This is a genomic window from Brevibacillus sp. FW301-21C12A (assembly GCF_058788915.1).
Window position 1 is genome coordinate 61,261 of the sequence record NZ_JBYTBG010000018.1, and the last position, 24,711, is coordinate 85,971.

23 protein-coding genes are annotated in these 24,711 nt (G+C 56.7%); 16 read left to right on the plus strand and 7 right to left on the minus strand.

Annotation, left to right across the window (positions count from 1 at the left end):
* Positions 1 to 117 precede the first annotated feature (117 nt).
* The 4 genes from AC3WQH_RS13445 (at position 118) to AC3WQH_RS13460 (ending at position 3,424) form a co-directional block, all read left to right on the plus strand.
* Positions 118 to 1,014: a LolA-like protein gene (locus AC3WQH_RS13445; protein ID WP_025849093.1), complete on the plus strand. Its 897-nt coding sequence runs from the start codon at positions 118 to 120 to the stop codon at positions 1,012 to 1,014.
* Positions 1,015 to 1,271: 257 nt separating this feature from the next.
* Positions 1,272 to 1,601: a cupin domain-containing protein gene (locus AC3WQH_RS13450; protein WP_007780244.1), complete on the plus strand. Its 330-nt coding sequence runs from the start codon at positions 1,272 to 1,274 to the stop codon at positions 1,599 to 1,601.
* Between the two features lie 200 nt (positions 1,602 to 1,801).
* Positions 1,802 to 2,494, plus strand: coding sequence for an FHA domain-containing protein (locus tag AC3WQH_RS13455; RefSeq protein WP_005827471.1), 693 nt, complete (start codon positions 1,802 to 1,804; stop codon positions 2,492 to 2,494).
* 345 nt (positions 2,495 to 2,839) lie between these two features.
* Complete coding sequence (locus AC3WQH_RS13460; RefSeq protein WP_492332081.1) at positions 2,840 to 3,424, plus strand: NTF2-like N-terminal transpeptidase domain-containing protein; 585 nt, start codon at positions 2,840 to 2,842, stop codon at positions 3,422 to 3,424.
* 365 nt (positions 3,425 to 3,789) lie between these two features.
* Here AC3WQH_RS13460 and AC3WQH_RS13465 read toward each other — a convergent pair whose 3' ends face one another.
* Complete coding sequence (locus tag AC3WQH_RS13465; protein ID WP_005827466.1) at positions 3,790 to 4,668, minus strand: proline iminopeptidase-family hydrolase; 879 nt, start codon at positions 4,666 to 4,668, stop codon at positions 3,790 to 3,792.
* 213 nt (positions 4,669 to 4,881) lie between these two features.
* Between AC3WQH_RS13465 and AC3WQH_RS13470 the strand changes: the two genes are divergently transcribed.
* The 11 genes from AC3WQH_RS13470 to AC3WQH_RS13520 all read left to right on the plus strand — a co-directional run bounded on the left by AC3WQH_RS13470 (position 4,882) and on the right by AC3WQH_RS13520 (position 16,220).
* Complete coding sequence (locus AC3WQH_RS13470; RefSeq protein ID WP_290426812.1) at positions 4,882 to 5,787, plus strand: hypothetical protein; 906 nt, start codon at positions 4,882 to 4,884, stop codon at positions 5,785 to 5,787.
* A 60-nt stretch (positions 5,788 to 5,847) separates the two neighbouring features.
* Positions 5,848 to 7,344 carry a sensor histidine kinase gene (locus AC3WQH_RS13475; protein ID WP_492332082.1) on the plus strand — a complete coding sequence of 499 codons (1,497 nt, stop codon included), beginning with the start codon at positions 5,848 to 5,850 and terminating at the stop codon, positions 7,342 to 7,344.
* On the plus strand, positions 7,322 to 8,017 hold the full coding sequence (locus AC3WQH_RS13480) for a response regulator transcription factor (RefSeq protein ID WP_005827462.1): 696 nt from the start codon (positions 7,322 to 7,324) through the stop codon (positions 8,015 to 8,017). Before AC3WQH_RS13475 ends, AC3WQH_RS13480 begins: the two co-directional genes overlap by 23 nt.
* A 27-nt stretch (positions 8,018 to 8,044) precedes the next feature.
* Positions 8,045 to 8,545 carry a hypothetical protein gene (locus AC3WQH_RS13485; protein ID WP_005827460.1) on the plus strand — a complete coding sequence of 167 codons (501 nt, stop codon included), beginning with the start codon at positions 8,045 to 8,047 and terminating at the stop codon, positions 8,543 to 8,545.
* A 159-nt stretch (positions 8,546 to 8,704) separates the two neighbouring features.
* Positions 8,705 to 9,700, plus strand: coding sequence for a beta-ketoacyl-ACP synthase III (locus tag AC3WQH_RS13490; RefSeq protein WP_290426819.1), 996 nt, complete (start codon positions 8,705 to 8,707; stop codon positions 9,698 to 9,700).
* A complete protein-coding gene (locus AC3WQH_RS13495; RefSeq protein WP_492332083.1) occupies positions 9,690 to 10,889 on the plus strand; it encodes an ATP-grasp domain-containing protein in 1,200 nt (399 codons plus the stop codon). The genes AC3WQH_RS13490 and AC3WQH_RS13495 overlap by 11 nt, the downstream gene beginning before the upstream one ends.
* Before the next feature lie 45 nt (positions 10,890 to 10,934).
* Positions 10,935 to 11,936, plus strand: a complete 1,002-nt coding sequence (locus tag AC3WQH_RS13500; protein WP_005827456.1) for an NAD-dependent epimerase/dehydratase family protein — start codon at positions 10,935 to 10,937, stop codon at positions 11,934 to 11,936.
* Entirely contained in the window at positions 11,926 to 12,783 is an 858-nt protein-coding gene (locus AC3WQH_RS13505) for an MBL fold metallo-hydrolase (protein ID WP_005827454.1), read from the plus strand. The genes AC3WQH_RS13500 and AC3WQH_RS13505 overlap by 11 nt, the downstream gene beginning before the upstream one ends.
* Complete coding sequence (locus AC3WQH_RS13510; RefSeq protein WP_005827453.1) at positions 12,771 to 14,108, plus strand: F390 synthetase-related protein; 1,338 nt, start codon at positions 12,771 to 12,773, stop codon at positions 14,106 to 14,108. Before AC3WQH_RS13505 ends, AC3WQH_RS13510 begins: the two co-directional genes overlap by 13 nt.
* The gene (locus AC3WQH_RS13515) at positions 14,086 to 15,246 is read left to right on the plus strand and encodes a GNAT family N-acetyltransferase (RefSeq protein ID WP_051353958.1); all 1,161 of its coding nucleotides are present in this window, start codon (positions 14,086 to 14,088) and stop codon (positions 15,244 to 15,246) included. The genes AC3WQH_RS13510 and AC3WQH_RS13515 overlap by 23 nt, the downstream gene beginning before the upstream one ends.
* A gap of 98 nt (positions 15,247 to 15,344) precedes the next feature.
* Positions 15,345 to 16,220, plus strand: coding sequence for an SDR family oxidoreductase (locus tag AC3WQH_RS13520; RefSeq protein ID WP_122952993.1), 876 nt, complete (start codon positions 15,345 to 15,347; stop codon positions 16,218 to 16,220).
* 204 nt (positions 16,221 to 16,424) lie between these two features.
* Here AC3WQH_RS13520 and AC3WQH_RS13525 read toward each other — a convergent pair whose 3' ends face one another.
* From AC3WQH_RS13525 to AC3WQH_RS13540, 4 genes are read right to left on the minus strand one after another with little or no spacing between them, the layout of a single operon-like run.
* A complete protein-coding gene (locus tag AC3WQH_RS13525) occupies positions 16,425 to 17,675 on the minus strand; it encodes a benzoate/H(+) symporter BenE family transporter (protein WP_005827448.1) in 1,251 nt (416 codons plus the stop codon).
* Positions 17,676 to 17,720: 45 nt separating this feature from the next.
* Positions 17,721 to 19,184: a sigma-54-dependent transcriptional regulator gene (locus AC3WQH_RS13530; protein WP_007783886.1), complete on the minus strand. Its 1,464-nt coding sequence runs from the start codon at positions 19,182 to 19,184 to the stop codon at positions 17,721 to 17,723.
* A complete protein-coding gene (locus AC3WQH_RS13535) occupies positions 19,153 to 20,466 on the minus strand; it encodes a sensor histidine kinase (RefSeq protein ID WP_007783883.1) in 1,314 nt (437 codons plus the stop codon). The genes AC3WQH_RS13530 and AC3WQH_RS13535 overlap by 32 nt, the downstream gene beginning before the upstream one ends.
* Positions 20,467 to 20,475: 9 nt before the next feature.
* Positions 20,476 to 21,624: an iron-containing alcohol dehydrogenase gene (locus tag AC3WQH_RS13540; protein WP_005827443.1), complete on the minus strand. Its 1,149-nt coding sequence runs from the start codon at positions 21,622 to 21,624 to the stop codon at positions 20,476 to 20,478.
* A gap of 273 nt (positions 21,625 to 21,897) precedes the next feature.
* Here AC3WQH_RS13540 and adhP point away from each other — a divergent pair, with 273 nt between their 5' ends.
* Positions 21,898 to 22,911, plus strand: a complete 1,014-nt coding sequence (gene adhP, locus AC3WQH_RS13545; protein WP_005827442.1) for an alcohol dehydrogenase AdhP — start codon at positions 21,898 to 21,900, stop codon at positions 22,909 to 22,911.
* A 217-nt stretch (positions 22,912 to 23,128) separates the two neighbouring features.
* Here the strand turns inward: adhP and AC3WQH_RS13550 are convergent, their stop codons facing one another.
* Together AC3WQH_RS13550 and AC3WQH_RS13555 are read right to left on the minus strand one after the other, a co-directional pair.
* Entirely contained in the window at positions 23,129 to 23,707 is a 579-nt protein-coding gene (locus AC3WQH_RS13550) for a hypothetical protein (protein ID WP_492332084.1), read from the minus strand.
* A 228-nt stretch (positions 23,708 to 23,935) separates the two neighbouring features.
* Positions 23,936 to 24,711, minus strand: a 776-nt coding sequence (locus AC3WQH_RS13555) for an IS4 family transposase (RefSeq protein WP_492332085.1), incomplete at its 5' end; no start/stop codon positions are given.

A 24,711-nucleotide genomic window follows, 5' to 3' on the forward strand; every position in this document is an offset into this window, starting at 1 on the left:
CTTATTTTTTTAGAGCAGAGAAACGCACGTGGGCCTGAATTTTCCGAGAAACAAATTGCGCAAACGCTCGTCTATTATGTAAGGAAAGTTTGGAAGTAAATGTAATCAGGAGGAAACGTGAAGAAAATCGTATGGTTACACCTGCTAGTAGCACTGATCGCAGGCGGCTGTTCCCATCCAAATGCCGCCGACCTGAATCATTCTCCCCAGGCACAAAGCGAAGCTGTACAACCGCACGCTGATGCGCAAAAGGGTCCGTCGCTTCCCAAGCCGCTTGAACAGGAGACTGTTTTTTCGCCACAAAAACAAGCGGAAATCGCAAGCGACATGACCAAAAAGGAAGTTCTGACGAAGTTGCTGAATACGGTTGATTATTTTGAGACAGCGGTCGGCAAATTTGAGCTCTTGCGAAAAGGGAAAAAGTCGCTTGTTGAGTATCAGCTCAGCCTGAGCGAAATGGAGGGAGGATACAGTAAAGTCACTGACTATGATGCCGATTCCAAGCCTTCAAGAGTATGGCTGACTTATTACAAAAACGGTACGTTATGGCGTACGGAAGACGGTTCCTCGGCAACATTGGACGCAAAGAAGTACAAATTCAACCGCTCGGGAGCGACGCTTATTCCTGAAGAAGCTTTCCGTACCGATTCTCAGGGAATGACAGTGACAACCTACCGTGAGCGACCTCCCATTGGCATCGCGCAAAGCTCCTTGTTTCCATATGAAATCGCCTCAAACTTTACGCGCGACTACAACGACTGGGAGATTGAAAAACAGGATGAACGGTTGCTAGATCACCATACGATCGTTTTAACAGGCAAGATTAAGAATAGCGACAAACATGGCGCGCAGACCTTTCGCTTTTGGGTCGACAAAGATTCGGGGATTCTCGCTAAATACGAATTATACGATGGAAACAGCAACGTTGTTAGCTATTTGAAACCAGTAGAACTTCACGTGAACGTCCCGGTTGAAACGAAAATGTTTGAGCCTCCCCATCAAAATAAAAAATAAACACATGAGGTCGCTGGCGGCGCATTCGGGGTGTACCATCTCCAACGCTCGCCTTGGCCAAGCCCCAGCCAGGGCGGGCGAAACTCGCTATGGGATGGGAGGCGGAGAGGAAGCCGCGTCCGGCCTGTTTGATTCGTTACAATTTTTTGCATCTTATTATCGCTTTGTGATCGCAAATATCATAAATCTATCAGATCGCTGCTATTTTTCCTGGCTCTCTTTTGTATTATCGTGGGGACAAAGGGGAGAGAACCATCATGGAGAAAATAAACATCGCGCAACAGTTTTCATTGTTACAGGAGTCTTGGAGCTCAATGGTCGTGGGCGAGTTGAACGATTCGGCGATCAAGCTGGAGCAGCTTTCGGGAGAGTATCCCTGGCAACAAAACGACCAGCAGGACGAGATGCTTCTGGTCGTCAACGGAAGATTGCTGATGATGTCCCATGAGCGCAATATTTGGATCGAGGCGGGAGAGCTGCTGGTTGTGCCAAAAGGAATGGCGTACAAGCTGTTCGTCCCGAACGGGGTATGCCACCTGCTGACGATCGAGCCAAAAAAGCTGGCGGCACTCAAGCGCTGTTCATGAGTTCCTCGCAAGCGAAAGAGCACGGACGTTCATACTTCAGGCAAAACAAAAAGGAACGAGCATAGCTGTCGTTGTCAGGCGCTTTCGGAAGCCGAAGATGATGGCGGCTTTTCTATATAGGGAAAAAAGGGTTGACTTTCCGGCAGTTTGGTATGTAATTAAATACGGATAGCTGCAACTCTTTTTTGAGGTGATGAACGTTGGAAGACGGCGTCTATGTCCTTATCAAAAAAGGCGATCCGGAGCTTGTGCAAAAGCGCCAGTTCCTGCGCAGGGACGAGTACACGATTGGACGGCGAGGGAGCCAGCTTGCACCTGACATCGCTTTTTCCAGCCCATATGTATCGAGAAGACATGCCGTGATTCGCAAAATCGGCAATCGCTATACAATATCCGACCTGGAGAGCAAGCACGGAACAGAGGTGAACGGGACACCGATCCGCCAAACGCCGCAGCCGCTGTTTCACGGCGATCTCATCAGTCTCGCCAAAGGAGTCGTCGAGCTGGTCTTTTTTGCGGAAGGCAGCGAGCTGGATGTCACCAGAGAATTTTCTTTTCCGCTGCTGCAGTCAACCGTTCCGGCTGCCGTGTCCTCCGGTCTGGTCATCAATCTGGAGCGTCGGGAAATCCGGTTGGACGGCGCGCGGATTCCTTTGACGGGAAAAGATATGGACTTGCTTACGCTTTTGTATCAACGGGCCAATCAGGCCGTCAGCTATGAGGAAATCATGGTGTCGATCTGGCCGGAGCGAATGGTTCACGCCGAAACCAGCGTCCCGGATGTCGGGCGCGCCGAAATCAATGCGCTTGTCTACCGTTTGCGCAAGCGGCTGGGCAAGTACGGGAAAAAAATAACGACCATTCCCCGATTCGGCTACATGTGGGAAGAGTGAAAAAGGGAGACGAGCCAGCGGTCTTCCTTTTTTGTACAGATAAGAAGGGATAAGATTCTTGTTCAGTATAAGGGCAACTAAGGCTGCACCAAAGGCTTGGCGCAGCCAAGTTTTGTAAATGGCTGAAAATGGGAGCGGCTGTTTTGGCTAATCTGGCTAATTTGGCTGTACGCGAAACACGGCTGCGCCAAAAAACGGGGCCAGCAAATGAACGAGCGGCCTGCGAAGAGAATTGTCTGACACTTAACATCTGTTTGTGAGCAAAATATCATCGTTTCATCAGCTTTCTTCCATATATTCTCTGTTTCCGCTGGTTTATCGTGTGAAAAGGAAGGTGAGGAACTGGTGAAAAAGGCATGGTTTTGCTTCTGGAGTGTCTTTCTCGTCATTTTGTCGGGATTTTTCTTCCTCATCTGGGACTATTGGCAGCAGGGGCCGAAGCAAGAGGGAGAAATGGCAAAGGCGGCTTTTACCGCCTATACGGCGAAATGGAAGCAGCAGCAGTTCAGCGACATGTACGAGCAGCTCTCGCTGGATGCGAAAGCAAAGGTGAGCAAAGAAGAGTTTGTCTCGCGCTATGAAAACATCTACAGCGGGATCGAGGCTACGCATATCAGCGTGGAACCGCTGTACAACGAAGACGTCGTCCCGGGCGAAGACGGGAAAATCAGCTTTCACTACCGGCTCAGCGTGCAGACGTTTGGCGAGCCGATTTCTTTTACAGGCAAAGCCATTTTGGTTAAAGAAACGCAAAACGACAAGCAAGATTGGTACATCAACTGGAACCCGTCCTTCCTGCTGCCCGAGCTGGAGCACGGGGACAAGCTGTGGGTGAATACGTTTCGTCCGAAGCGGGGAGAGGTACTGGACCGGGCAGGGCGGAGAGTGGCGGTCACATCCCGGAAAGCCGCAGCCAATCAAGGCTTGTAAGCAAAAAACGATACTTCCCCGGACGGGAGTATCGTTTTTTTCTCGGGAAGAAATTAGTGGGGAGAAAGGGGGAGCGCGCCGTTTTGGTAATAGGCGTAAATTCCGATGAACGTGCTGTCTTCTTTAAGCCCGATCGCTATCAAGTGGAGATCACCTCTCAGACGAGCAAAACGAACGGAGTTTTTCACTGCGGGACGGCAGGCTGCCTTTTAAACTGCCATCCGGCGGTTCTGCCCGACAGCGGAGAAGGGACGGTCAAATTTTTGCAGCGAGCCGCTGCGATGCGAACCGTTTCCGGATAAACGCAAAGCCCCGTCTCGCTAAAAAAAGCTGCGAGACGGGGCTTTTGCTTGCGGCGGCGGAAATCAGCGCTTGTCCGCCTTGCGCAAAAATTCGCGGACGGTCTGCACGTACTCGGCCGTTTCTTCCAAATAGCCCATATGGGAGCTGTTTTCCAGGACGTGAAACTCGGCGCCCGGCACGAGCGACTGGTAGTAGCGCGTCGACTCGGGCGTCGCTTCGTCGTGGCGGCCGCAGACGAACAGGGCAGGGATGTCGAGCTGATGCAGCTTCGGCGTGTAGTCGAACGTTTTCAGGTTGCCTGTCGGACAAAACTCGGACGGCCCCCACATCGTCATGTACACGTCTTTGTTCGCTTTCGGGCGGCTTTCGGCGAGAACTTCCGGCAATGGCTCCAGGCGGCACACGTATCGCGCGTAGTACTCCTTCATCGCGTCCTGATACTCCTCCGAGTCGGTCGTTCCTTGTTCTTCGTGCTGCGCAATCGTCTGCTGAACCTCTTTTGGCAGGCGGGCGATCAGGCGGTCTGCGTCTTCCTTCCAGCGCTGGGCGCTCAGACACGGGCTGGAAAAAATCACGCTCGAGACGCCAGCAGGCTTGGTGTCAAGCAAGTACGCCGCCGCCAGCATCGTTCCCCACGAATGGCCGAGGATGTGCGCTTGCGCCAATCCGAGCGCTTGCCGGATGCAGGCCAGCTCTTCCACGAACCGCTCCGTTTTCCACAAGGACGCATCGGTCGGCCTGTCGGAGTTGCCTGAGCCGAGCTGGTCGTAAAAAATGACGGGGCGCTCGTCGCCCAATACGTGCAGTGTTGACTTGAGCGGAGCGTGCGTATTGCCGGGTCCGCCGTGCAACACGATCAGCGGTGTCTGTTCGCCTGTGCCGACGCGGGTGTACCACACTCTGCCGCCAGGAACCTCTATGTAGCCTTCCTGCTTGTTCATCGTTTCCAACCTCACTTTTCGTCCATTCTTGTAAAGTTATTTTTACCAATATACCATGTCTGGAAGATTTGTGCGCCGCAGATGCGCTGTGGGCACGCGCCTGTTTTTACACTTTTTTTAGAATTGGTTTAGAGCGCGTTTAGACCTCGCCTTTATCATCGCAGGTAGAGAAAGTGAAGCAGTCGCTTTCGAACTGAACTGGAGGGATGAGGAATGCGAAAAAAATGGCTGGCAATCGGACTGGCTGTCGGGATCGGCGGAGCGATGGCGTGGGGAATCGGCGTATCCGCGAATGCGGACAGCACGGGCTTTGCGGTGTACCAATCGGCTCTGCGCCAGACGAAAGAAGCGGGGAGCATGACCGCGCACGCGCAGCTTGAGCTGACGGACAACAAAACGACGCTGCTCGCAGTCGACGGGGTGGCAAAAGTCGACCACGAACAGCGGCTGGGCAGCGTGAACGGGACTTTTTCCGGCGCGAACGGCGAGGGTAGCTTTCAGGCGTTTCGCAAGCAGGATCAGGTTGTTTTTAAGCAAGGGGATCGCGACGTGTATCGCGTCATGGAAGCAATGGATTGGGGACGCGAGGGTCGGCGAGACGCTCATGGGGAGCCGAGTGCGATGATGAGCCAGTTGCACAACGCCTTGTTCGGCGAGATTGGCAGAGAGGCGACCGTCGAGAATTTGCCGAACGGAGGCAAGCAGGTCACCTTGCAGCTCTCCCGGGAGCAACTGCCGATGTTCGCCAAATTCGCCGGGCCGATGATCTATGCGAAGATCGCCGAGCGCAGTCAGGAAGCGGCGGCTCGCGAGCACGGGCCAGCCGTGAAGCTGCCGCTTCTGCAAGAAGACGTCCAGCTTGCGCAAGTCGTGCTGAACGCGACGATGAACGAAAAGAACCAGATCGAGCGGCAAACCGCCGAGATAGAGCTGGTGGGCACAGACGCGGCAGGTACTGAGCACACGCTGCGCCTGTCTGTGGACATCCGCCTGTCCGACCTGGCCGCAACTGTGCCTGAGCAGATTGACTTGACGGGAAAACAGGTGGAGAAGGTCACCCGCGAGGAGCTGCGAAGCCACTGGAAACAAGGCGGCTGGGGACAGCACGAGGCGCAGTAAGCCTTTTGCAAACGACTGTAGTATAATGGCAGCAATCATACGCGCGGGAGGGGAACGGCCATGTCGATCAAAACGAGACTGCTGCTATCATATATCGCCATGATTGTCGTTCCCGTCGTCTGCTTCGCACTGGTGGCCTCGTTGCTGGGCGCTTTTTTTCTGGGGGAGTCGTTCCCGCACGGAACAGGAAAAGAGCCGGGGAAGCCCTTGTTCCGGCAGACGCAAGAACGGCGGGACGAGCTGTTCGCCGGGCTTGCTTTTCTGGCCCGCTACGACGCGGAGCGGCTTTTGCAGCAGGACGTGCTGGCCGAGACAGACGAAGAGTTGCGGCGTCTTGGCGGAGCGCTGATGTTAGCTAAAAACGGGGCGGTGCTGTTCGCTTCCCCTTCGCTTGAGCAGGCGGACTGGGCGAAGTATATGCAGCCGCCTGCGCACGATGAGCGCACGCGCCGCTTGCCGCCGTGGAGCAGCAAAGGCTACGCCGTCGAGACGCATTCGTTTGCCTTTGCGGACAAAAGCGAGGGCACGTTCTATTTTCTTCGCGATGACAGCCCTGCGTTTACGTCAGGCGTTTCTTTCTTTGCGGCCATGGTCGTCAGTTTCCTCGCCATTGTCGGGCTGACGAACGGCGTGTTGACCTACCTCGTCTCGCGCAGCATCATCCGCCCGCTGTACGCGCTCAAGCAGGCGGCGCACGAGATCAAGGAAGGCAACCTGGAACGTCCTGTTCTGCTCGGGCGAAAAGACGAACTGGGCGAGCTGGGCGAAGCGTTCGAAGAAATGCGCGTTCGCCTGCACGATTCGATCCGGCTGCAACTGCAATACGAGGAAAACCGCAAAGAGCTGATCTCCAGCATCTCGCACGATTTGAAAACGCCGATTACGGGGATCAAGGCGTGCGTGGAAGCGGTGCTGGACGGAATTGCCGACACAGAGGCCAAGCGCGAAAAATATATGCGAATGATCGCGGGCAAATCTGTGCAGATGGATCGCTTAATTGACGAGCTGCTGCTGTATTCGCGGCTGGATTTGAACAAGCTGCCGTTTCATCTGGAGCCGGTCGACATTCGCGCCTATGTGGCAGACTGCGTGCAGGAGCTGCGTCTAGAGCCGCGGCTGTCCGGTGTGCACATCAGCGCGGCAGGGACGGCGGGCGAGCCGCTTATCGTCATGGCGGACCGCGAAAAGCTGCACCGGGTGTTAATGAACATCGTCGACAACAGCCTGAAATACATGGAGCAGGAAAACAGGCGGCTTTCGATACAACTGGAAGCGACAGCCGACGAGGCGATCGTGACGGTTGCCGACAACGGGACGGGGATCAGCGAGGAAGCGATGCCTTACATCTTCGACCGCTTTTACCGCGCGGACCGTGCCCGCACTACCGCTACAGGCGGCAGCGGGCTCGGGCTTGCCATCGTCAGGCAACTGGTGGAAGGACACGGCGGACGGGTCTGGGCGCACAGCGAGGTCGGTCGCGGGACGAGCATTCATGTTTCCTTGCCACTGCAAAAAGGGACAGGGGGTGAAGCGGATGAAGCACATTCTCATTATTGAAGACGATACAGTGATCGCCGAGGTGGAAAAAGATTATTTGGAAGCGAACGGCTATGCGGTCGAAGTCGCGCACTCCGGCGAGGTCGGCTTGCAAAAGGCGCTGGCGGAGGATTACGACCTCATCATCCTGGACTTGATGCTGCCCGTGGTAGACGGATTTGCCATTTTGCGCGAGGTGCGCGCGGCGAAAAACATTCCGATCCTGCTCGTCTCCGCGAAAAAGGAAGACGTAGACAAAATTCGCGGGCTGGGCCTGGGCGCAGACGACCATATCAGCAAGCCGTTCAGCCTGGGCGAGCTGGTGGCGAGGGTGAAAGCACATCTGGCGCGCTACGACCGCCTCGTGTCCGAAGCGGCGCAGCGCGCGCCGAAGGACGAGCTGCGCATCCGCGGCATCCGGATCGACAAGCTCGCGCGCAAAGTGTACGTCAATGGCGGGGAAGTTCCGCTGACCTCGAAGGAGTATGAGCTGCTGCTTTTTTTGGCGACGCATCCGAACTGGGTGTTCAGCAAAAACGAGCTGTTTGAAAAAATATGGGGACTGGATTCCCTTGGCGACATTGCGACTGTGACCGTGCACATCAGCAAGCTGCGCGAAAAAATCGAAAGCGATCCATCCAAGCCGCAGTACATCGAAACGGTCTGGGGAGTCGGGTACCGTTTTCAACTGTAGCGGTGGGGAGCGCACAGAGGTGAAACCATGGCCAGAATCGGTTTGAACCAGAAAAAATGGCTGCTGCTTTTGCACTTGCTCTTTTCCGCGATCATGCTGGGCGGAGCCGTCATCTTTCTCGTGTTGAGCATCGTGGCGGCGAATACGGACGATGCGGGCATTTTTACTGCCTGCTACACCGCCATGCATGCGCTGGCGAAAACGAGTGTGCGGGCGTCGACGATCGGGACGATTGTGACCGGAGTGCTTTTGTCTGTCTGGACGCACTGGGGACTGTTTCGCTACTACTGGATAATCGCCAAGGAAGTGCTCACGCTGGTCGCTGTACTGCTCGGGCCCATCGGCATGTATGTGTGGACGCTGCAGGCGGTGACGATTTCCCGGGCAGAAGGGCTTGCGGCGGCGGAAAACTCGGCTTTTCTCGTCAACAGCGGGCAGCTCTGGACGGGCATTGTCTTGCAGGTGCTCTCGCTTTTCCTGTTATTTCTTTTGTCTGTTTTCAAGCCGTGGGGGAAACGAAAAAGCTAGCACAAACGTCTTTGTTGGAGACTACCTTTTGCGTACAGGCGAAAGGTAGTTTTTTGCTTTTGAGAAATAATCCCCACAAGCTGCCATTCTTTTTCGTAAAATGGATAAAAGTGACGGCATACAGTGTGAGAGACATCAAAACCGAGGGAGAGCCAGATGATGGAGAGAAGAATCAAGTTGTTGGGCACCGGGAAGTACCTGCCTGCGCGGCAAGTGACGGCAGCCGAGCTGGATGAGCGGCTGGGGCTTGCCGCCGGATGGACGGAAAAGAAATCCGGGGTTCGCGTCAGACATTATGTGACGGGGGAAACTGCGGCACAGATGGGCGCAAGCGCGGCGCGGCAGGCAGTCGCGGCGGCGGGCATGGCGCTTTCAGAGCTCGACTGCATCGTGTGCGCGAGCGGTACGGCCCAGCAGGAGATTCCGTGCACGGCGGCGCTGATTCAGGAAGAGCTGGGGCTTGCAGGGACGGGGATCGCCTGCTTTGACATCAATTCCACCTGCCTGAGCTTTGTAACGGCACTGGATGTCATGTCCTGTACGATGGCGCTCGGCGTGTATGAGCGCGTGCTGATCGTTTCGACGGAGATCGCCTCGGCGGGACTGAACTGGAAGCAAAAAGAAAGCTGCGTGCTGTTCGGAGACGGGGCGGCGGCTGTGGTCGTCGGCCGGACGCCGGATCACGAGGCGTCCCGCATCCTTGGCTCGGCGATGAAAACGTATAGCGAAGGGGCCCACTACTCGGAAATTCGCGGCGGCGGAACGATGCTGCACCCGCGCGAGTACGTGAACGGGTACGAGGACGACTTTGCTTTTGATATGGATGGGCGCAAAATTTTTCGGCTGACCTCGCAGTTGATTACCGGGTTTGTAGACAGCCTGCTCGCCAGTGCGGCTGTCGGCAAAAAACAGCTTCGGGCCGTGATCCCTCACCAGGCGAGCGGCATGGCGCTGCGCATCATGCAAGGCAAGCTGGGCTTTTCCGCCGAGCAGATGGTCAACATCATGGAAGACCACGGCAATGTGATTGCGGCTTCCATCCCGATGGCGCTGCACGAGGCGATCAGCCAAGAGCGGGTGGCGCGGGGAGACTACATGCTGCTCTTGGGCACGTCCGCTGGCTTGTCGCTCGGGGGCATCGTCCTTGCGTATTGAGCGGACGGTTCTGTTGACCGGAGGAAGGGCGCCTGCCACGCTGGAGCTGGCCCGTTTGCTGCGTGCAGCGGGACAGCGCGTGATTGTGGCCGAGAGCGCGGCCCGGCATTTGTGCGCGCATTCCCGCTACGTGCAGCGCTCGTATCGCGTCCCGCCGCCCAGGACGCAGCCAGAGGCGTACATCGACGAGCTGTGCCAGATCATGCGCAAGGAACGGGTCGACCTGCTCATTCCGACGTGCGAGGAAATTTTTTACGTCGCGCACGGCCGCGAGCGTCTGCTTGCGCATGGCGATGTGCTGGTGGAGCCGCTTGCCGTGCTGCGGACGCTGCATGACAAATCGGAGTTCGGGAAGCTGGCGCGAGGCGCGGGGGCGCTCGTTCCGCATACGGTTCGGGCGGAATCGGCGGATGAGCGGGATGCGGCGATTCGCCAGGCGACAGGCCCGATCGTGCTAAAGCCCGTCTACTCCAGATTCGCTGCCCACGTCCAGATCATCTCCGAGCCGTCCCGGGCCAGGCTGTCTGCGCTGCCCGTCCCTTCCGCCCGTCAGCCGTGGCTCGTCCAGCGGTTTATCGCGGGGCGCCAGTTGTGCAGCTACGCGGTCGCGCGCGAAGGGGAGCTTGCGCTGTACGCGGACTACGAGACGGTGCATACGGCGGGGCAGGGGGCGACGATTCATTTCGCCTATGCCGCGCACGCAGGCGTCAAAGATTTTGTCACCCGCTTTGTGCGCAGGCACAAGCTTAGCGGGCAAATCGCTTTTGACTTCATCGAGAGCAAGACAGGCGAGCTGTACGTGATCGAGTGCAACCCGAGGCTGACGAGCGGCATCCATCTGTTTGCGGGACAAACAGCCGCAGCGGACGCTTTTTTGGCGGGCAAATCGCAGGGCGGAGCGGAAGGCAGGGCGGAAGCGGTCGTCCCGCAGGCGGGCCAGACCTGCATGCTGACGATGGCGATGCTGACCTACGGACTGGCGAACGTCAAAGACTGGCGCGGCTGGACGAGCTGGGTCCGCGACCTGTGCAACGCAAGAGACGTGCTGTTTCGCGCGGAGGACCCGCGGCCGTTTTTCGACCAGTTTATGATGCTCGGCGATCTGGCCTGGCAGAGCTTGCGGACGAAGACGAGCATGCTCGCTTGCAGTACGAGCGATATCGAATGGAACGGAGAAACGCCGCAGTAACGGCCAAAAGCGGATTTTTTCTACCGGAAAGGAAGGGAAAGGCAGATGAAAAAACGCGTGCTCGTTACAGGGGGCACAGGCTTCCTTGGGCAAAAGCTGGTGCAGCGGCTGCACGAAGAGGGGCATGAGGTGACCGCGCTGGGGCGGGATGAAACGATCGGGCGCAAGCTGCAGGAGCGCGGCATCCGCTTTGTCCGCGCCGACATCCGGGACAGGCAGGCTGTAGCGGACGCCTGCCGCGGCCAGGAGATTGTCCAGCACGTTGCCGCGTTTTCCTCGCCATGGGGAAAGTACGGGGACATGTACGAGACGAATGTGAGCGGCACCGTTCACGTCATCGAAGGCTGCAAGCAGCACGGGATCGAGCGGCTCGTTCACGTATCCAGCCCGAGCATTTACTTTGCGTTTGCCGATGCGTACGGCATCCAGGAAGAGCAGCCGTTGCCGCGCCGATTCGCCAATACATATGCAGAGACGAAGCACCTGGCAGAGCTTGCGGTGGCCAAGGCGTACCGCGAAGGGCTGCCGACGATTACGATTCGGCCGCGCGCGCTGTTCGGGCCGGGAGACAATGCGATCCTGCCGCGGCTGATTCGCGCCAACGAGCAGAAGTACGTCCCGCTGATCGGCGGGGGAAAAGCGCTGATCGACTTGACGTATGTGGACAATGTCGTCGACGCGCTGCTGTTGTGCATGGACTCGCCCGGCAGCACGTTTGGGCAAGCTTACAACATTACGAACGGAGAGCCTGTCACGCTCGTTGAGGTGCTGACAGACGTGTTCAGGCGGCTGGACATGCCGCTGCGGGCAAAGGAAGTGCCCTACTGGAAAGCCTACGCGGCCGCATGGGTGCTGGAGAGCCTCTCGCGCACCGTCCTGGGCTACCGCGAGCCTGTGCTGACGCGCTACTCGGTCGGGGTGCTCGCCAAATCGCAGACGCTGGACATTTCCAAGGCGCGGCGGGAGCTTGGCTACAAGCCGCGCGTGAGCATCGCGGAAGGGATCGACACTTTTGCAGCATGGTGGAGGACGGAGCATGGACGTTAAACTGACATGGCTGGATACGGGCTACTGCCGCCAGTTGGAGCTGTTTTCGCGCCAAGGCGGGAAGTTGAAAATGATCCGCTTCCATGCGCTCGCCGGGCTGATCGAGCACCCGGAGCACGGCCTGTGGCTGTTTGACACGGGCTACTCGCCGCGGTTTTTCGAGGCGACGAGCGCGTTTCCGTATTCGCTCTACAGCAAAATCACGCCTGTCGTCACACAGGCCGAGCAAAGCGTCCGGGCGCAGCTTGCGCGGCACGGAATCGCGGCGGACGCGGTGCAGGGCATTTTGCTCTCGCATTTTCACGCCGACCATATCGGCGGCTTGCGCGATTTTCCGCGCGCCCGGCTGTATTGCTTCGAGAGCGCCTATTTGCACGTCAAGGGCAAAACAGGCTTGGCGGCCGTGCGCGAAGCGTATTTGCCGGACCTCATGCCGGATGATTTCGAAGAGCGCGCGACGTTTGTTGACCGCATGGCGCCGACTGCTTTGCCGCAAAAGTACGCGCCCTATACGACAGGGTACGACCTGTTTGCGGACGGGAGCCTGCTCGCAGTCGACCTCCCCGGCCATGCCAAAGGGCAATTCGGGCTGTTCCTGCGCGACCGCGATCACGGCGAGCTGTTTTTATGCGCAGATGCGGCCTGGTCGAGCGAGGCGTACCGGGGCAATTTGCTGCCGCATCCGCTGGCCAGGCTCATCATGTCCGATCGCCAGGCATACCGGGATGAGCTGCACAGGTTGCACCTGTTGTCGCGCCAGTGCGCGGACGTGCGGATCATGCCGACCCATTGCGGGGAAGTGTGGGAGACGACGAGAGAGGGCGGAGATTTTTCATGGAGATCATGACGCTGCTTGGGCAATACATACGGACGAAATGGCTTGCGCGGCGCTTTTCCACGCGCGAGCAACTGGAAAAATGGCAGGATCGCCAAGTACAGACGCTGCTTGCCCGCGTGCTGCCGGCCTCTCCCTTTTACCTGAAACGGATGGGGACGCTGCGGCTCGACGAGTGGCGCAAGCTTGCGCCGATTGACAAAAAGCTGATGATGGAGCATTTTGACGAACTGAACACGCGGCGCATCGCTAAAGAAGAGGCGTTTCGCATCGCGCTTGCGGCGGAGAACACGCGCGACTTCACGCCGCAGATCAAAGGGATTACGGTCGGCCTGTCGTCGGGCACGTCCGGCAATCGCGGGCTGTTTCTCGTCGGGCCAAAGGAACAGGCGAAGTGGGCCGGAACGATTCTCGCCAAAGCGCTGCCAGGGCAGCTCTGGTCCGAGCAGCGGATTGCCTTTTTCCTGCGGGCCAACAGCAATTTGTACGAGGCGGTCGACAGGCGGCGCATTCAGTTCGCCTTTTTCGACTTGCAGCATGCGCTGGCCGAACATCTGGAGCGGCTGAATCGCTATCAGCCGACTGTTCTGGTGGCCCCGGCGTCCATGCTGCGCATGCTGGCAAAAGCGCAGCGGCAAGGAAGCCTGCGGGTGTCACCTGTGAAAGTGATCTCGGTGGCGGAGGTGCTCGACCCGCTGGACGAGGCGTACATCGAGGCGAGCTTCGATCAGCGGGTTCACCAGATTTATCAATGCACGGAAGGGCTTTTGGCGGTCAGTTGCGCGCACGGGACGCTGCACGTAAACGAAGACATTTTGGTGATGGAAAAAGAGTACCTCGATGAGCGAAAAGAGCGGTTTTTCCCGATCCTGACCGATTTTTCCCGCGAGACGCAGCCGATCATCCGCTACCGTCTGAATGACATTTTGACGGAAAGGCGCACGCCGTGCCCGTGCGGTTCAATCTTCATGGCGCTGGAGTCGGTCGAGGGCCGCTCGGATGATCTGTTTTGGTTTTGGCATGAAACCGAGAACCGCCCCGTCTCGATCTTCCCGGACTTCATCCGGCGGGCGGTGATCGCCGCGTCTGCCGAGATCGAGGAATATACGGTTCGTCAACTGAGCATGGAGCAGGTGGAAGTCGCGCTGCTCGTGAACGGCGCACAGGCGGCGGACGCAAAGCGGCAAGTGCGGCAAAGTCTCGCGGCGGTCATTCGCTCGCATGGGGGAAAAGTGCCAGCGATTGACTTTGTTCCGTACCAGCTTCACTCGGGCACGAAAAAACTGCGGCGCGTGGAGAGGGTGTTTGCGTTCGATGAGCAGCAAGGACGAAATTAGGCTTTGCGAGGCACAAGAGCTGGCTCGCATGGATTGGGGGCAGCTTGAGGACGGGGAGTACGCTCGCGACTATTTGACGGCGCTTCTGGCAGATACGCCGACGCGCCACGTCCACAACGTGCGCACGCAGTTGCTCGGGCTGCTGGCAGGAGGGCGAGTCATGCCTGTGACGGTCAATGACGCGGAGTACGACAACTCGTATGTGTGCTCGCCGTACACGCACTTTGTCGCCTATGCGCGCGAGGAACTGGACATGCTGGATTCCCGGCTGTTGAAGAGGCTGTTTACCCCCGTTCTGGCAGGAGTTGGACTATGGATGAAAAGAAGCCGCTGCAATCAGATTGCGATCGTGAACAACTGGTTGTTGTCGACGAATTTGTACCACGCCTGGACGGCGGAGCAGGCCGGGGAGATTGCGCGCTTTTGCGCCAAAAAGTTCCCGCGCCACGTCATTGCTTTTCGCTCTGTTTGCCAGCGGCTGTGCCCGGAGCTGTACAGCGGTCTGAAGCAAGCGGGCTGCATCATGGTGCCGAGCCGCTACGTCTACCTGTTCCACCCGGATTGGCCGGGCGAGGGCACGTGGCGGGTGCGCAATACGCTGTCCCGCGACCGCAAGCTGCTGGCGAAATCGGGCTACCGCGTCCTGCGCCACGATGAGCTGGCGGAAGGGCAGGCAGAGCGGATCGTCGAGCTGTACAACGCTTTGTACCTGGACAAATACTCGCGGCTAAACCCGCAGTTTAGCGAAGAGTTCGTCCGGCTGGCGATGCGCAGGCGGACTTTGACTTTGATCGGACTGGAAAAGGACGGGCGGCTGGACGGGATTCTCGGCTACTTCGTGCGCAACGGAGTCATGACCACGCCTTTGTTCGGCTACGATACGAGACTGCCGAGAGAGACGGGGCTGTACCGGATGCTGTCAAGCCTGTTGGTGCAGGAGGCGGAGCGGGAAGGACTGCTGCTGCATCAGAGCGCGGGAGTGGGCGCCTTCAAGGCGGACAGGGGCGCGATCGGCGAGCCGGAGTACACCGCGGTCTACGTCAGGCATCTGCCGCCCTATCGGCGCTGGATATGGCAGGCGCTGGCCTTTTTGCTGGAGCGAATCGGGATCAGGCTGGTGGAAAAATACGAGCTGTAGCGACGGCGAACTTATACACTTCGATCCGCATCGTAACTTCCTTTGTGTACACTGACGGTATCACTTGCTACCTGTTTGCAAGAAGGAGGAATGCGAAGATGAAAGCCTTGCAAGGAAAAGTCGCAGTAGTCGCAGGAGGAACGAGAGGGGCAGGGCGCGGGATTGCCGTCGGCTTGGGGGAAGCGGGCGCAACCGTGTATGTAACGGGACGCAGCGTGAGAGGCCAGCAGTCTGACTTGGGCCGGCCCGAGACGATTGAGGAGACGGCCGAGCTGGTGACGGCCAGCGGCGGAGTCGGCATTGCGGTCCGAGTCGATCATTCGCAGGAAGACGAAGTGAAAGCGCTGTTTGAACGGGTAAAAGCAGAGCAAAACGGCCAGCTCGACATTTTGGTGAACGACATCTGGGGCGGAGAGAAGTTGACTGTCTGGGGAAAAACGTTTTGGGAGCATTCTTTGGCAGATGGTTTGCTGATGCAGCAGCGCGCAGTCCACACGCATATGATTACGAGCTACTATGCCGCACCGCTCATGGTGCAGCGGAAAAAAGGGCTCATCATCGAGATCACGGACGGGGTCGACTATCGGTATCGCCAGCACTTGTACTACAGTCTGGCCAAAATTTCAGTGATCCATCTGGCTCAGGCGATGGCCGAGGACCTGCGTCCGCATGGCGTTACCGCTCTGGCGCTGACACCCGGGTTCTTGCGTTCAGAGGAGATGCTCGACTATTTTGGCGTGACGGAAGAGACGTGGAAAGAGGCGGTCAAAAAAGATCCGCATTTCATCGTGTCGGAAACTCCGCTGTATATCGGGCGGGCAGTCGCCGCGCTCGCCGCTGATCCCGCCATCGCCGAAAAAGCGGGGCAGGCACTGAGCACGTGGGGGCTTTCCGACGAGTATCCGTTTGTCGATCGGGACGGCAGCCGCCCGCATTGGGGAAACTACGCCCGCGAGCAAGGGCTGTATCGGTAACGGCACGACAAAGACAGCGTTCATCACGCAGGCTCACGCGACGAAACGGCAGCAGCAAAAAAGCGGGTATCTCTCAAAGAGGACGCCCGCTTTTTAGTTTGCGAAAGAAAAATGTATTTATTTTTCCGATGGATCAAGAGCTGGAAGGGGGGCGTAGGCCAGATTTTCCATGTACAGGGAGACATTTCCTGCAAAGCAGCCCAACTAAGCCAACGGCCGCGCGTCCTTTTTCCGCCGCACGAACCACTTGCGCACGTTTCCATTCAAAATCAAATTCGTAATCACTCCCGCAATCAGCCCCCAGAAGGCGGCGCCGATCCCGCCGATGGAGATGCCCGATATCGTGACGAGGAAGGTGACGAGGGCGCATTCCCGTTCCTTGATATCGCTCATCGCTTGGGCGAGGCTCGAGCTGAGCGAAGCGAACAAAGCCAGTCCCGCAATGACGGCGATCAGCTCCTTCGGCAGCCCGAAAAAGACAGAGGTGATCGTAGCGCCAAACATGCCGAACACGAGGTAAAAGGCACCGCAGGCAATTCCCGCAATGTAGCGCTTCGACAGGTCCTGGTGCGCTTCTTTTCCCGTGCAGATGGCAGCCGTAATCGCAGCGAGGTTGATCCCATGCGAGCCAAACGGAGCGAGCAAGAGCGAAGCGATCCCGGTCGTGGCTACGAGCGGGCTTGCAGGCGTGTCGTAGCCGTCTGCCTTCAGGACGCCGATTCCCGGCGCGTTCTGCGAAGCCATCGTGACGATGCACAGCGGAATCCCCAGGCCGACAATCGCATCGAGCGAGAAGGTCGGCAGCGTGAACACGGGATTGACCAACGCCATCTGGACGGAATCGAGCTGCAGGCGCCCCATCGCGAAGGCGACGGCCAGCCCGACCAGGAGCGTGAGCACGACCGCGTAGCGCGGAGACCAGCGCTTGGCGAACAGGTAGCAAAAAATCATCGGCAAAGCCAGGGCAGGCAAATGCTGCATCGAAACGAACACATCGACGCCAAAGGACAACAGTATCCCGGCGAGCATCGCGGTCGTGATCGACTGCGGCACGTATTTCATCAAGATGGAAAACAAGCCGGAGACGCCGAGCAGGGTGATGACGGCGGCGGAAAACAGGTACGCCCCGATCGCATCGCTGTACGGATAGACGGTCAGGCTCGATACGAGCAGGACGGCACCAGGCGTCGACCATGCCGTAATGACTGGCGTTTTGAACCAGATGCTGAGAATAATCGCGGTCAGGCCGCTGCCGATCGAGATTGCCCATATCCAGGAGGACAGCTCGGCTTCGCTGAGGCCCGCGCCTTGCGCTGCCTGAAACACGATCAGAAGCGGCCCCGCATACGACACCATCGTAGCGATCAGGCCGACGATAACGGCAGAGAGCGAAAAATCAGCCGGGATGTTTTTGAGGTTGGCGATCAACCCAGATTGCTGTTTTTGGGGTACCACAACGTATTGCCTCCTAACAGGGGATCAGCGCAGGTCGGCGAGGCATTACCCCTTTTCATTGAGAATGTAGCGGATCGTCCGCTTGGTGATATTCAATTTCTTGCTCAACAACTGCCTGTCTCCTTTTGTCTCGCTCAGTCCTTTTTCGATGATCGCCCGCCCGATTTCCCCTTCCAGGAGCTTGATTCGTTTTTGCAAATATTCGAAGTCGACGCCTTCGATGGAAGGGATGTTGCGGGTGAGCGATTCCACGAAGCGCGCGCATTCCCGCTCGATCGCCTGCTCGATGCTGCCGGGCTGTGGCTGGTCTTCGGCGGGCTGCTCTCGCCCTTGCAGCTTCGGCTGCGCCGCTCTTTGCCGAAGCTGGGCTGGCAGATGCTCTGCGCGCAGCCGCTCGCATTCGTGCAGGGCGATGGTCTGGTTGAGCACGTTAAGCAGTTGTCTGACGTTGCCAGGCCAGTCGTAGCGCTGCAAAAGCTCCAGAGCGTCCGCCTCGATCTCGCACGGGGTGCCGCTGCGCTTTTGCAAATAGTAGTGGGCGATGGCCGGGATATCGCAAGTCCGCTCGCGCAGGGGAGGAATCGCCAGCTTGATTCCTTCCAGCCGATAGAGCAAATCGCTGCGAAAACGGTTCATCTCGACTTCGTGCTCCAGGTTGCGGTTCGTGGCCGAGATGAAGCGGATGTTGCTCTGGCCGACCTGTTCGCCTCCGACCCGCATGAACTCTCCCGTTTCCAGCGTGCGGAGCAGCTTGACCTGAATCGAGAGAGGGGCTTCACCGATCTCATCGAGAAACAGCGTGCCGTTGTGCGCAAGCTCAAACAAGCCTTTTCGCGACTTGATCGCCCCGGTAAAAGCGCCTTTTTCAAAGCCGAACAACTCGCTTTCCAACAGCGACTCCGGAACGGCACCGCAGTTGAAGGCGACGAACGGCTGCTGAGCGCGGTTGCTCGCTCCGTGGAGAAAACGGGCCATCAGCTCCTTGCCCGTGCCTGTTTCTCCTTCAATCAGGACGTGAATTGCTTTTTTTGCCAACTTTTTGGCAATGGCCGTCACTTGGGCCATCGGACTTTCTGCTGAATACACGATACCATATTGCGCGGCCTCTTGGGATAGGTCATCTTTTTGCTTCGCCGAGGCAGACAGAACAGAGTCGATGACATGCTCCAGGCTGTCCAGGTCGTCAAACGGCTTTTCCAAATAGTCTTTGGCGCCCCACTGCATGGCTGTGACCGCCGATTTGATCGTGCTGTAGCCCGTCATAATCAGCACCTCGCACGCGGGATGGGCCGCCTTGATCTCGCGCAAAAGCTCCAGGCCGTCGGCGTCCGGCAGCTTCAAATCGACGAGGGCGGCATGAAAGTGCTGGGAGGCGTCATGCAGCAGCCGCTCGACCTGTTTGCCTGTATTCGCCACGACGACCTCGCAGTTTTTGCGCTGGAGAAAATAGGTGAAAAAGGTGGTTACTTCTGTCTCATCATCGACAATCAAAATTCGTTTCGGCTCCATGGTTGTCCTCCTCTCTCTCAAGCAGCGGCAGCAGCAGCGTGAACTTGCTGTAGCCGTTCTCTTCGCTTTCCGCAAACAGCCTGCCGCCGTGCGCTTCCGCGATGCCGAGACTGACGGATAAGCCCAGTCCGGTTCCTTTTGTCCGTTCCTTTGTGGAAAAGAACGGCTGGAAGATTTGCGGCAGTTGCTCCTTCGGGATGCCTGTCCCGTTGTCGTAAACGGACAAGCCTACGTAGCGGACGCCAGCTTCTTCTGCGAGAAACGAGCGAATGACAATTTGCGGCGCTTCACTGTCTGCGAGCGCGTCTCTGGCGTTCAGCAGCAGATTGATGACGATTTGCTCGATTTGATGGCGGCTTCCGTGGAACAGCAGGCTCGGCACGTTCATTTCCCGGGTTATGGTCAGGCCGGAGACAGACAACTGGTAGCCGATCAGCCCGAGCACATCTTCCACGACCTCGTCGATGGAGACAGTCTCAAACAAATATTCCTCCTGCCGGGAAAAAGTCAGCAAGTTTTGGATGATCTTTTTGCAGCGCACCCCGCACTGGTAAATGTCCCGCATGAGCGGAGCGGTGGGGCCATCCGCCATGTCGCGCAGGAGCAACTGGGAATTGCCGAGAATCGCAGTCAGCGGGCTGTTCAGCTCGTGGGCGATTCCGGCCGCCATTTCCCCGATTGCGGCCATTTTCGCGGATTGGATCAGTTGCGCCTCGATCTTGATTTTTTCGTTCACATCCTGGAACAAGAGGCTGTTTTCCACGACGACGCCAACGTGTCTGGCGACCAGCTCGATCAGCTCTGTTTCCTCCTTGTCTGCCTGGCGCTTTTCCTGGTGCAGCAAGGTCAAAAAGCCGAACGTCTGGTTCAACTGGCTGCGCAGCGGAACGGACGTGGCAAAATGCTGCGGCAGCACCTCCGCCAGCTTTTGGTGGACCTGCTCGATAAACAGCGCCGGATCGGCAGCCGCGGGCTGGGTCAAGGTGCGGCATTGCCAGTCGGAGTCGGTCCAGATGCACAAGTAAGAAGCGGGCATGCCGCCTTTTACGATTGTCAGCGCAAAGTGCTCGAAGGCGAGAATTTGCGACAGTTGCGCGGCGAGATAGCTGCTGGTTTGCGGCCAGGTGGCGTTGATCTGGATTTGCGTCAGCTCGTTGATGACGGCGAGCTGGCGGTTTTTCTTTTTCATTTCTTCCACGAGATAGACAAGCTCGCTGTAGTAGCTTTTGCGCGAGGACGATATCCCGGTGAGCTTTTCCAATATCTCCTGTTTGTTTTGCATGGCGGCCTCCTATAATGCTTGGCGAAAAAGGGCAGCGACGTCCTGGACGCTCATGTCGCGCGGGTTGGTGGTCATGCAGACGTCGAGCAGGGCGAGCGAGCTTAATAGCTCGATTTGCTCCGGGTGCAGCCCGATGGCAGACAGCGAGTGGGGGACGTCGAGGTCGTTTGCCAGGTCCTTCACCGCTTTCAGCGCGAGGCGGGAAGCGTCATGGGTGCTCAGGCCCGAAGTGTTCTCGCCCAGGCATTCGGCGATTTGCCTGTATTTTTCCGGGGCGGCAATGTAGTTGTATTCGAGTACGTGAGGCAAAAGGATCGCATTCACTTCCCCGTGCGGCGCGTCGAGAAAGCCGCCCAGTTGATGGGACATGGCGTGTACGGCTCCGAGGATGGCGTTGGAAAAAGCAATACCCGCCTGCAAGCTCGCCATGGCCATCGCCTGCTTGGCGCAAGCGTTGTACTGGCTGGCGGCAGATGGGCGCAAATGCTGGGCGATAAGCCGCATCGCCTGCAGCGAGTGTACCTCGGTGAGCGGTGTCGCGGCGAGGGAAATATACGATTCGATGGCATGCGTCAGGACGTCCATGCCTGTATTGGCGGTGAGCTGTCGGTCTTTGGTCATCAACGTTTGCGGGTCGATGATGGCGATATCGGGAATGAGCGATTTGGAGACGATCGTCATTTTTACTTTTCGCTCGCTGTCGACAATAATGGAAAACTGCGATACTTCCGAGCCGGAGCCAGCAGTGGTCGGCACCATGACCATGGGCGGGAGCGGATGCAGGATGCGATCGACGCCTTCGTACTGGACGATGCTGCCTTCGTTGGTGGCAAGCAGGGCGATGGCTTTGGCCGCATCAATGGCGCTGCCGCCGCCAACGCCGAGAATCGCGTTGCACTCGCCCGCGCGGTAAGCGGCGATTCCGGCGTGAATCTCGTAATCTTTGGGATTGGCTGTCACGTTTGTCCACAGATGATAATCGAGGTGTTGCTGCTGCAAGTAGTGGATGATCCGCTCGACCCAGCCTGCCTTCACGACACCGGGGTCGCTGACAAGAAAGACACGGGAGGCACCCAATCTGCGAAGACTTTCCCCGACTTGGCCGATGGACTGGTTTCCGAAGATGATCTCCGGTGTCATGAACTTGGATATTTGCATGCTTTTACCCCCTTTTTCCGCTATGTAGTAATACCGCAGACAGGGGAGAATCCCCTTTTTTGGCCAAAAGCTTGGCTGGCGGGCCGAATTTTTGGCTGAGTGGGCCGAAAAAGCGGCCAGTCCGAGGGCGAATTTCCGCGACATATCGCGAAAAACCGCGAAATGTAAAGCGCTTACAGTTTGGCATGCTGCTTGCAATGATAAAGGGACGTAAGCGGATTACCGTCGAACAGGCATACATAATGCCCAGGGGGAAAGAGGAGGATGGTCCAAATGAAAGCAGCAGTGGTCAACGAGTTCCATCAAAAGCTGGAAGTGAAGGAAGTAGCGGTCCCAGAGGTCGGCTACGGCGAGGTTTTGGTGAAAATCAAGACGTGCGGCGTCTGCCATACTGACTTGCATGCGGCGCACGGAGACTGGCCAGTCAAGCCAAAACTGCCGCTGATTCCGGGACACGAAGGCGTAGGCGTGGTTGAAAAGCTCGGCGAAGGCGTCACGTCGCTCAAGCTGGGCGATCGCGTAGGTATCCCGTGGCTGTTCTCGGCGTGCGGCGAATGCGACTACTGCCTCACAGGCTGGGAGACGCTGTGCCTGCAGCAGCTCAATGGCGGCTACTCCGCAGATGGAGCTTACGCAGAGTATTGCGTAGCGCCGGCAGCTTATGTCGCGCGCATTCCGGATGAGCTGGGCGACGTAGAGGCAGCGCCGATTTTGTGCGCAGGAGTCACTACTTACAAAGCACTGAAGGTCGCGAACGTGAAGCCGGGCGAATGGGTAGCGATTTACGGCATCGGCGGACTGGGCCACGTAGCGTTGCAATATGCAAAGGCGATGGGCTACAACGTCGTCGCGGTAGATATTCACCAGGAAAAACTGGACTTGGCAAAAGAACTAGGGGCTGACCTGACCGTCAACGGCAGCGAGGTTGATCCTGTGCAGGCGATTCAGGAGCAGATCGGCGGCGTACACGGCGCGATCAGCGTGGCTGTGACGAAAAAAGCGTTTGAGCAGGCGTACAAGTCCGTTCGCCGCGGCGGCTCGCTCGTCGTAGTCGGCTTGCCGAATGCGGAGTTGCCAATCCCGATTTTCGATACAGTGCTCAACGGCGTAACCGTCAAAGGCTCGATCGTCGGAACGCGCAAAGACATGCAGGAAGCGCTCGACTTCGCCGCGCGCGGCAAAGTCCGCGCCATCATCGAAACCCAGCCACTCGATAAAATCAACGAGGTGCTGGAGCGCTTGGAAAAAGGCCAAGTCAATGGCCGCGTCGTTTTGACAATGGAATAATCGCATAAGGGAAGAGGGGGGAGCTGCTGCTCGCCAGTCGTTTTCATTGACTGGCGGGTGGCAGTTTTTTTGTGGAAGCCCATCAGCGTGAAGGGGAGCAAAAATCGCAGTGACTAGAGACGGTTGCTCAGACTCGTCTATTTGTGAACTCCCTCCGAAGCTCTATCTACTATGAGAGTAACGTCAACGAATAGCGCATTTACAATGTCGAGGAACTTTAGACACTCAAAAAGTCGGTTTCGCTAGAAGCGTAACCGACTTTTTGGCAGTTAATTTGAAGCTTTTCTTGTACGAAGGCATCGAATGATTGCGGCGCAGATACTTTTACCGCCTCGCCATCAGCCGCTTCTTGTTCCACTAGCTTCCATCTTAATTTTGCCGTGTCATCTTTCTGATAAGTAAACTTTTTATTCTCACCATTTTGCTTCTTCAAAAGGACAACTGCTTCATCCAGGCTATTTTTAATGTAAATCGCCGGGGCAAAATCTCCTTTCTCAATCTCGTTCGTTTGGAAGATGGTTTCGCCCATGGTCAATCGTAAAAAGGTATAGTCATCTGTCGACATCTCTTCTGGTCGGTCAAGACTATCTGCTCGAAAAAGTTGGTAGTCGCTGTCATCAAAACGAAATACTGCTGCCGCGCTATCATAAGCAACTTCAAGTTTTTCCTCAATGTGCTTTTCTAAATAGCTTCTATATTCGGCTACATTACTCTTGCTTGCAAGAACAGATGCGCCAGGAATGGATACAGCGGCAACGAGTAAACAACTAAACATGATTTTCGCTTGCTTTTGCATAAACACTGCTCCTTTTTGGAGATTCTATCACAAAATTACCATGTTTTTCTATTTTGTATAGGATCAAACACTAGCGTTGCATAAAAAATGCGTTCGTAATTTGTCAAAGTATTCTGAATGACATTTTCAGCTACACAACCAAAAACGGCAGCAACCAAGCAAAAGGTAGCCACTGTCCATTTGGTAGTTTTATACATTTATTACAATCGTGATAACAGCAACCAATACCTAATTCCTTTTCTGTCGCCCTCTGGATGTTCGTTTGGACTGGTAATTCATTCTACCTATCCATTGTTCGAACGTTTGCCAAAGAAACACTTTTAGCCATCTCCTGATCTGCAACAAGCTGTGCTGACTGTTTTGTTCCAGTTTGACAAGGAGCAACAGGCAGTAGGCAATGAGTGCGAGTAATACTTGGTTTCGTACCGCATTTTCACTCGTTCCATAGAAGTTCTTGATCTTTACATGCTGCTTTATCCACTTGAAAAACAGCTCAATTTGCCAACGCCAACGATAGATGTCGCTGAGTTCTTCTGCTTCCAGGTCGAACCGATTCGTAATGATTCGAATGAGATTTCCCTTCGAATCAAGCGTTTCAATGAGTCGCAGCACGTTATCTACCCGCTTTTGAGGCGTTCCAAGAAGGATCATGGAATCCGATAAAACGGAGCTTTCCAAGGGGATTTTGAATTCATAAAGATGACGGATTTCGGCGTTATCTTTTAGACGAGAAGCGAAAAAGATGCCTTTGTCCGTGTATTCATCAAATTTTTCATAATCCACATACCCTCGATCAAAGACGTACATCATACCGATCTCATCAATCAACGATTCCATTTGAGTGCGGTCATTGGACTTGGCACCCGTGATGGTTATTTTTTCAGGATACACATCCCCCTGGTCGGCAAAGACGAGACGAAGATGAAGTTTGATGCCAGCCTTGGTTTTACGGAAAGTTGCCCATTTGTACTTCTGCAAACACAGCCCAATCGTTGTAGAATCAA

What these genes read in the sequence shown, in the direction of transcription:
- AC3WQH_RS13450 (WP_007780244.1), top strand. Translation starts at nt 1,272, where the DNA reads ATGGAGAAAATAAACATCGCGCAACAGTTTTCATTGTTACAGGAGTCT.
- AC3WQH_RS13465 (WP_005827466.1), bottom strand. Translation starts at nt 4,668, where the DNA reads ATGAACAAGCAGGAAGGCTACATAGAGGTTCCTGGCGGCAGAGTGTGG.
- AC3WQH_RS13470 (WP_290426812.1), top strand. Translation starts at nt 4,882, where the DNA reads ATGCGAAAAAAATGGCTGGCAATCGGACTGGCTGTCGGGATCGGCGGA.
- AC3WQH_RS13475 (WP_492332082.1), top strand. Translation starts at nt 5,848, where the DNA reads ATGTCGATCAAAACGAGACTGCTGCTATCATATATCGCCATGATTGTC.
- AC3WQH_RS13480 (WP_005827462.1), top strand. Translation starts at nt 7,322, where the DNA reads ATGAAGCACATTCTCATTATTGAAGACGATACAGTGATCGCCGAGGTG.
- AC3WQH_RS13485 (WP_005827460.1), top strand. Translation starts at nt 8,045, where the DNA reads ATGGCCAGAATCGGTTTGAACCAGAAAAAATGGCTGCTGCTTTTGCAC.
- AC3WQH_RS13490 (WP_290426819.1), top strand. Translation starts at nt 8,705, where the DNA reads ATGGAGAGAAGAATCAAGTTGTTGGGCACCGGGAAGTACCTGCCTGCG.
- AC3WQH_RS13500 (WP_005827456.1), top strand. Translation starts at nt 10,935, where the DNA reads ATGAAAAAACGCGTGCTCGTTACAGGGGGCACAGGCTTCCTTGGGCAA.
- AC3WQH_RS13505 (WP_005827454.1), top strand. Translation starts at nt 11,926, where the DNA reads ATGGACGTTAAACTGACATGGCTGGATACGGGCTACTGCCGCCAGTTG.
- AC3WQH_RS13510 (WP_005827453.1), top strand. Translation starts at nt 12,771, where the DNA reads ATGGAGATCATGACGCTGCTTGGGCAATACATACGGACGAAATGGCTT.
- AC3WQH_RS13515 (WP_051353958.1), top strand. Translation starts at nt 14,086, where the DNA reads ATGAGCAGCAAGGACGAAATTAGGCTTTGCGAGGCACAAGAGCTGGCT.
- AC3WQH_RS13520 (WP_122952993.1), top strand. Translation starts at nt 15,345, where the DNA reads ATGAAAGCCTTGCAAGGAAAAGTCGCAGTAGTCGCAGGAGGAACGAGA.
- AC3WQH_RS13530 (WP_007783886.1), bottom strand. Translation starts at nt 19,184, where the DNA reads ATGGAGCCGAAACGAATTTTGATTGTCGATGATGAGACAGAAGTAACC.
- AC3WQH_RS13535 (WP_007783883.1), bottom strand. Translation starts at nt 20,466, where the DNA reads ATGCAAAACAAACAGGAGATATTGGAAAAGCTCACCGGGATATCGTCC.
- AC3WQH_RS13540 (WP_005827443.1), bottom strand. Translation starts at nt 21,624, where the DNA reads ATGCAAATATCCAAGTTCATGACACCGGAGATCATCTTCGGAAACCAG.
- adhP (WP_005827442.1), top strand. Translation starts at nt 21,898, where the DNA reads ATGAAAGCAGCAGTGGTCAACGAGTTCCATCAAAAGCTGGAAGTGAAG.
- AC3WQH_RS13550 (WP_492332084.1), bottom strand. Translation starts at nt 23,707, where the DNA reads ATGCAAAAGCAAGCGAAAATCATGTTTAGTTGTTTACTCGTTGCCGCT.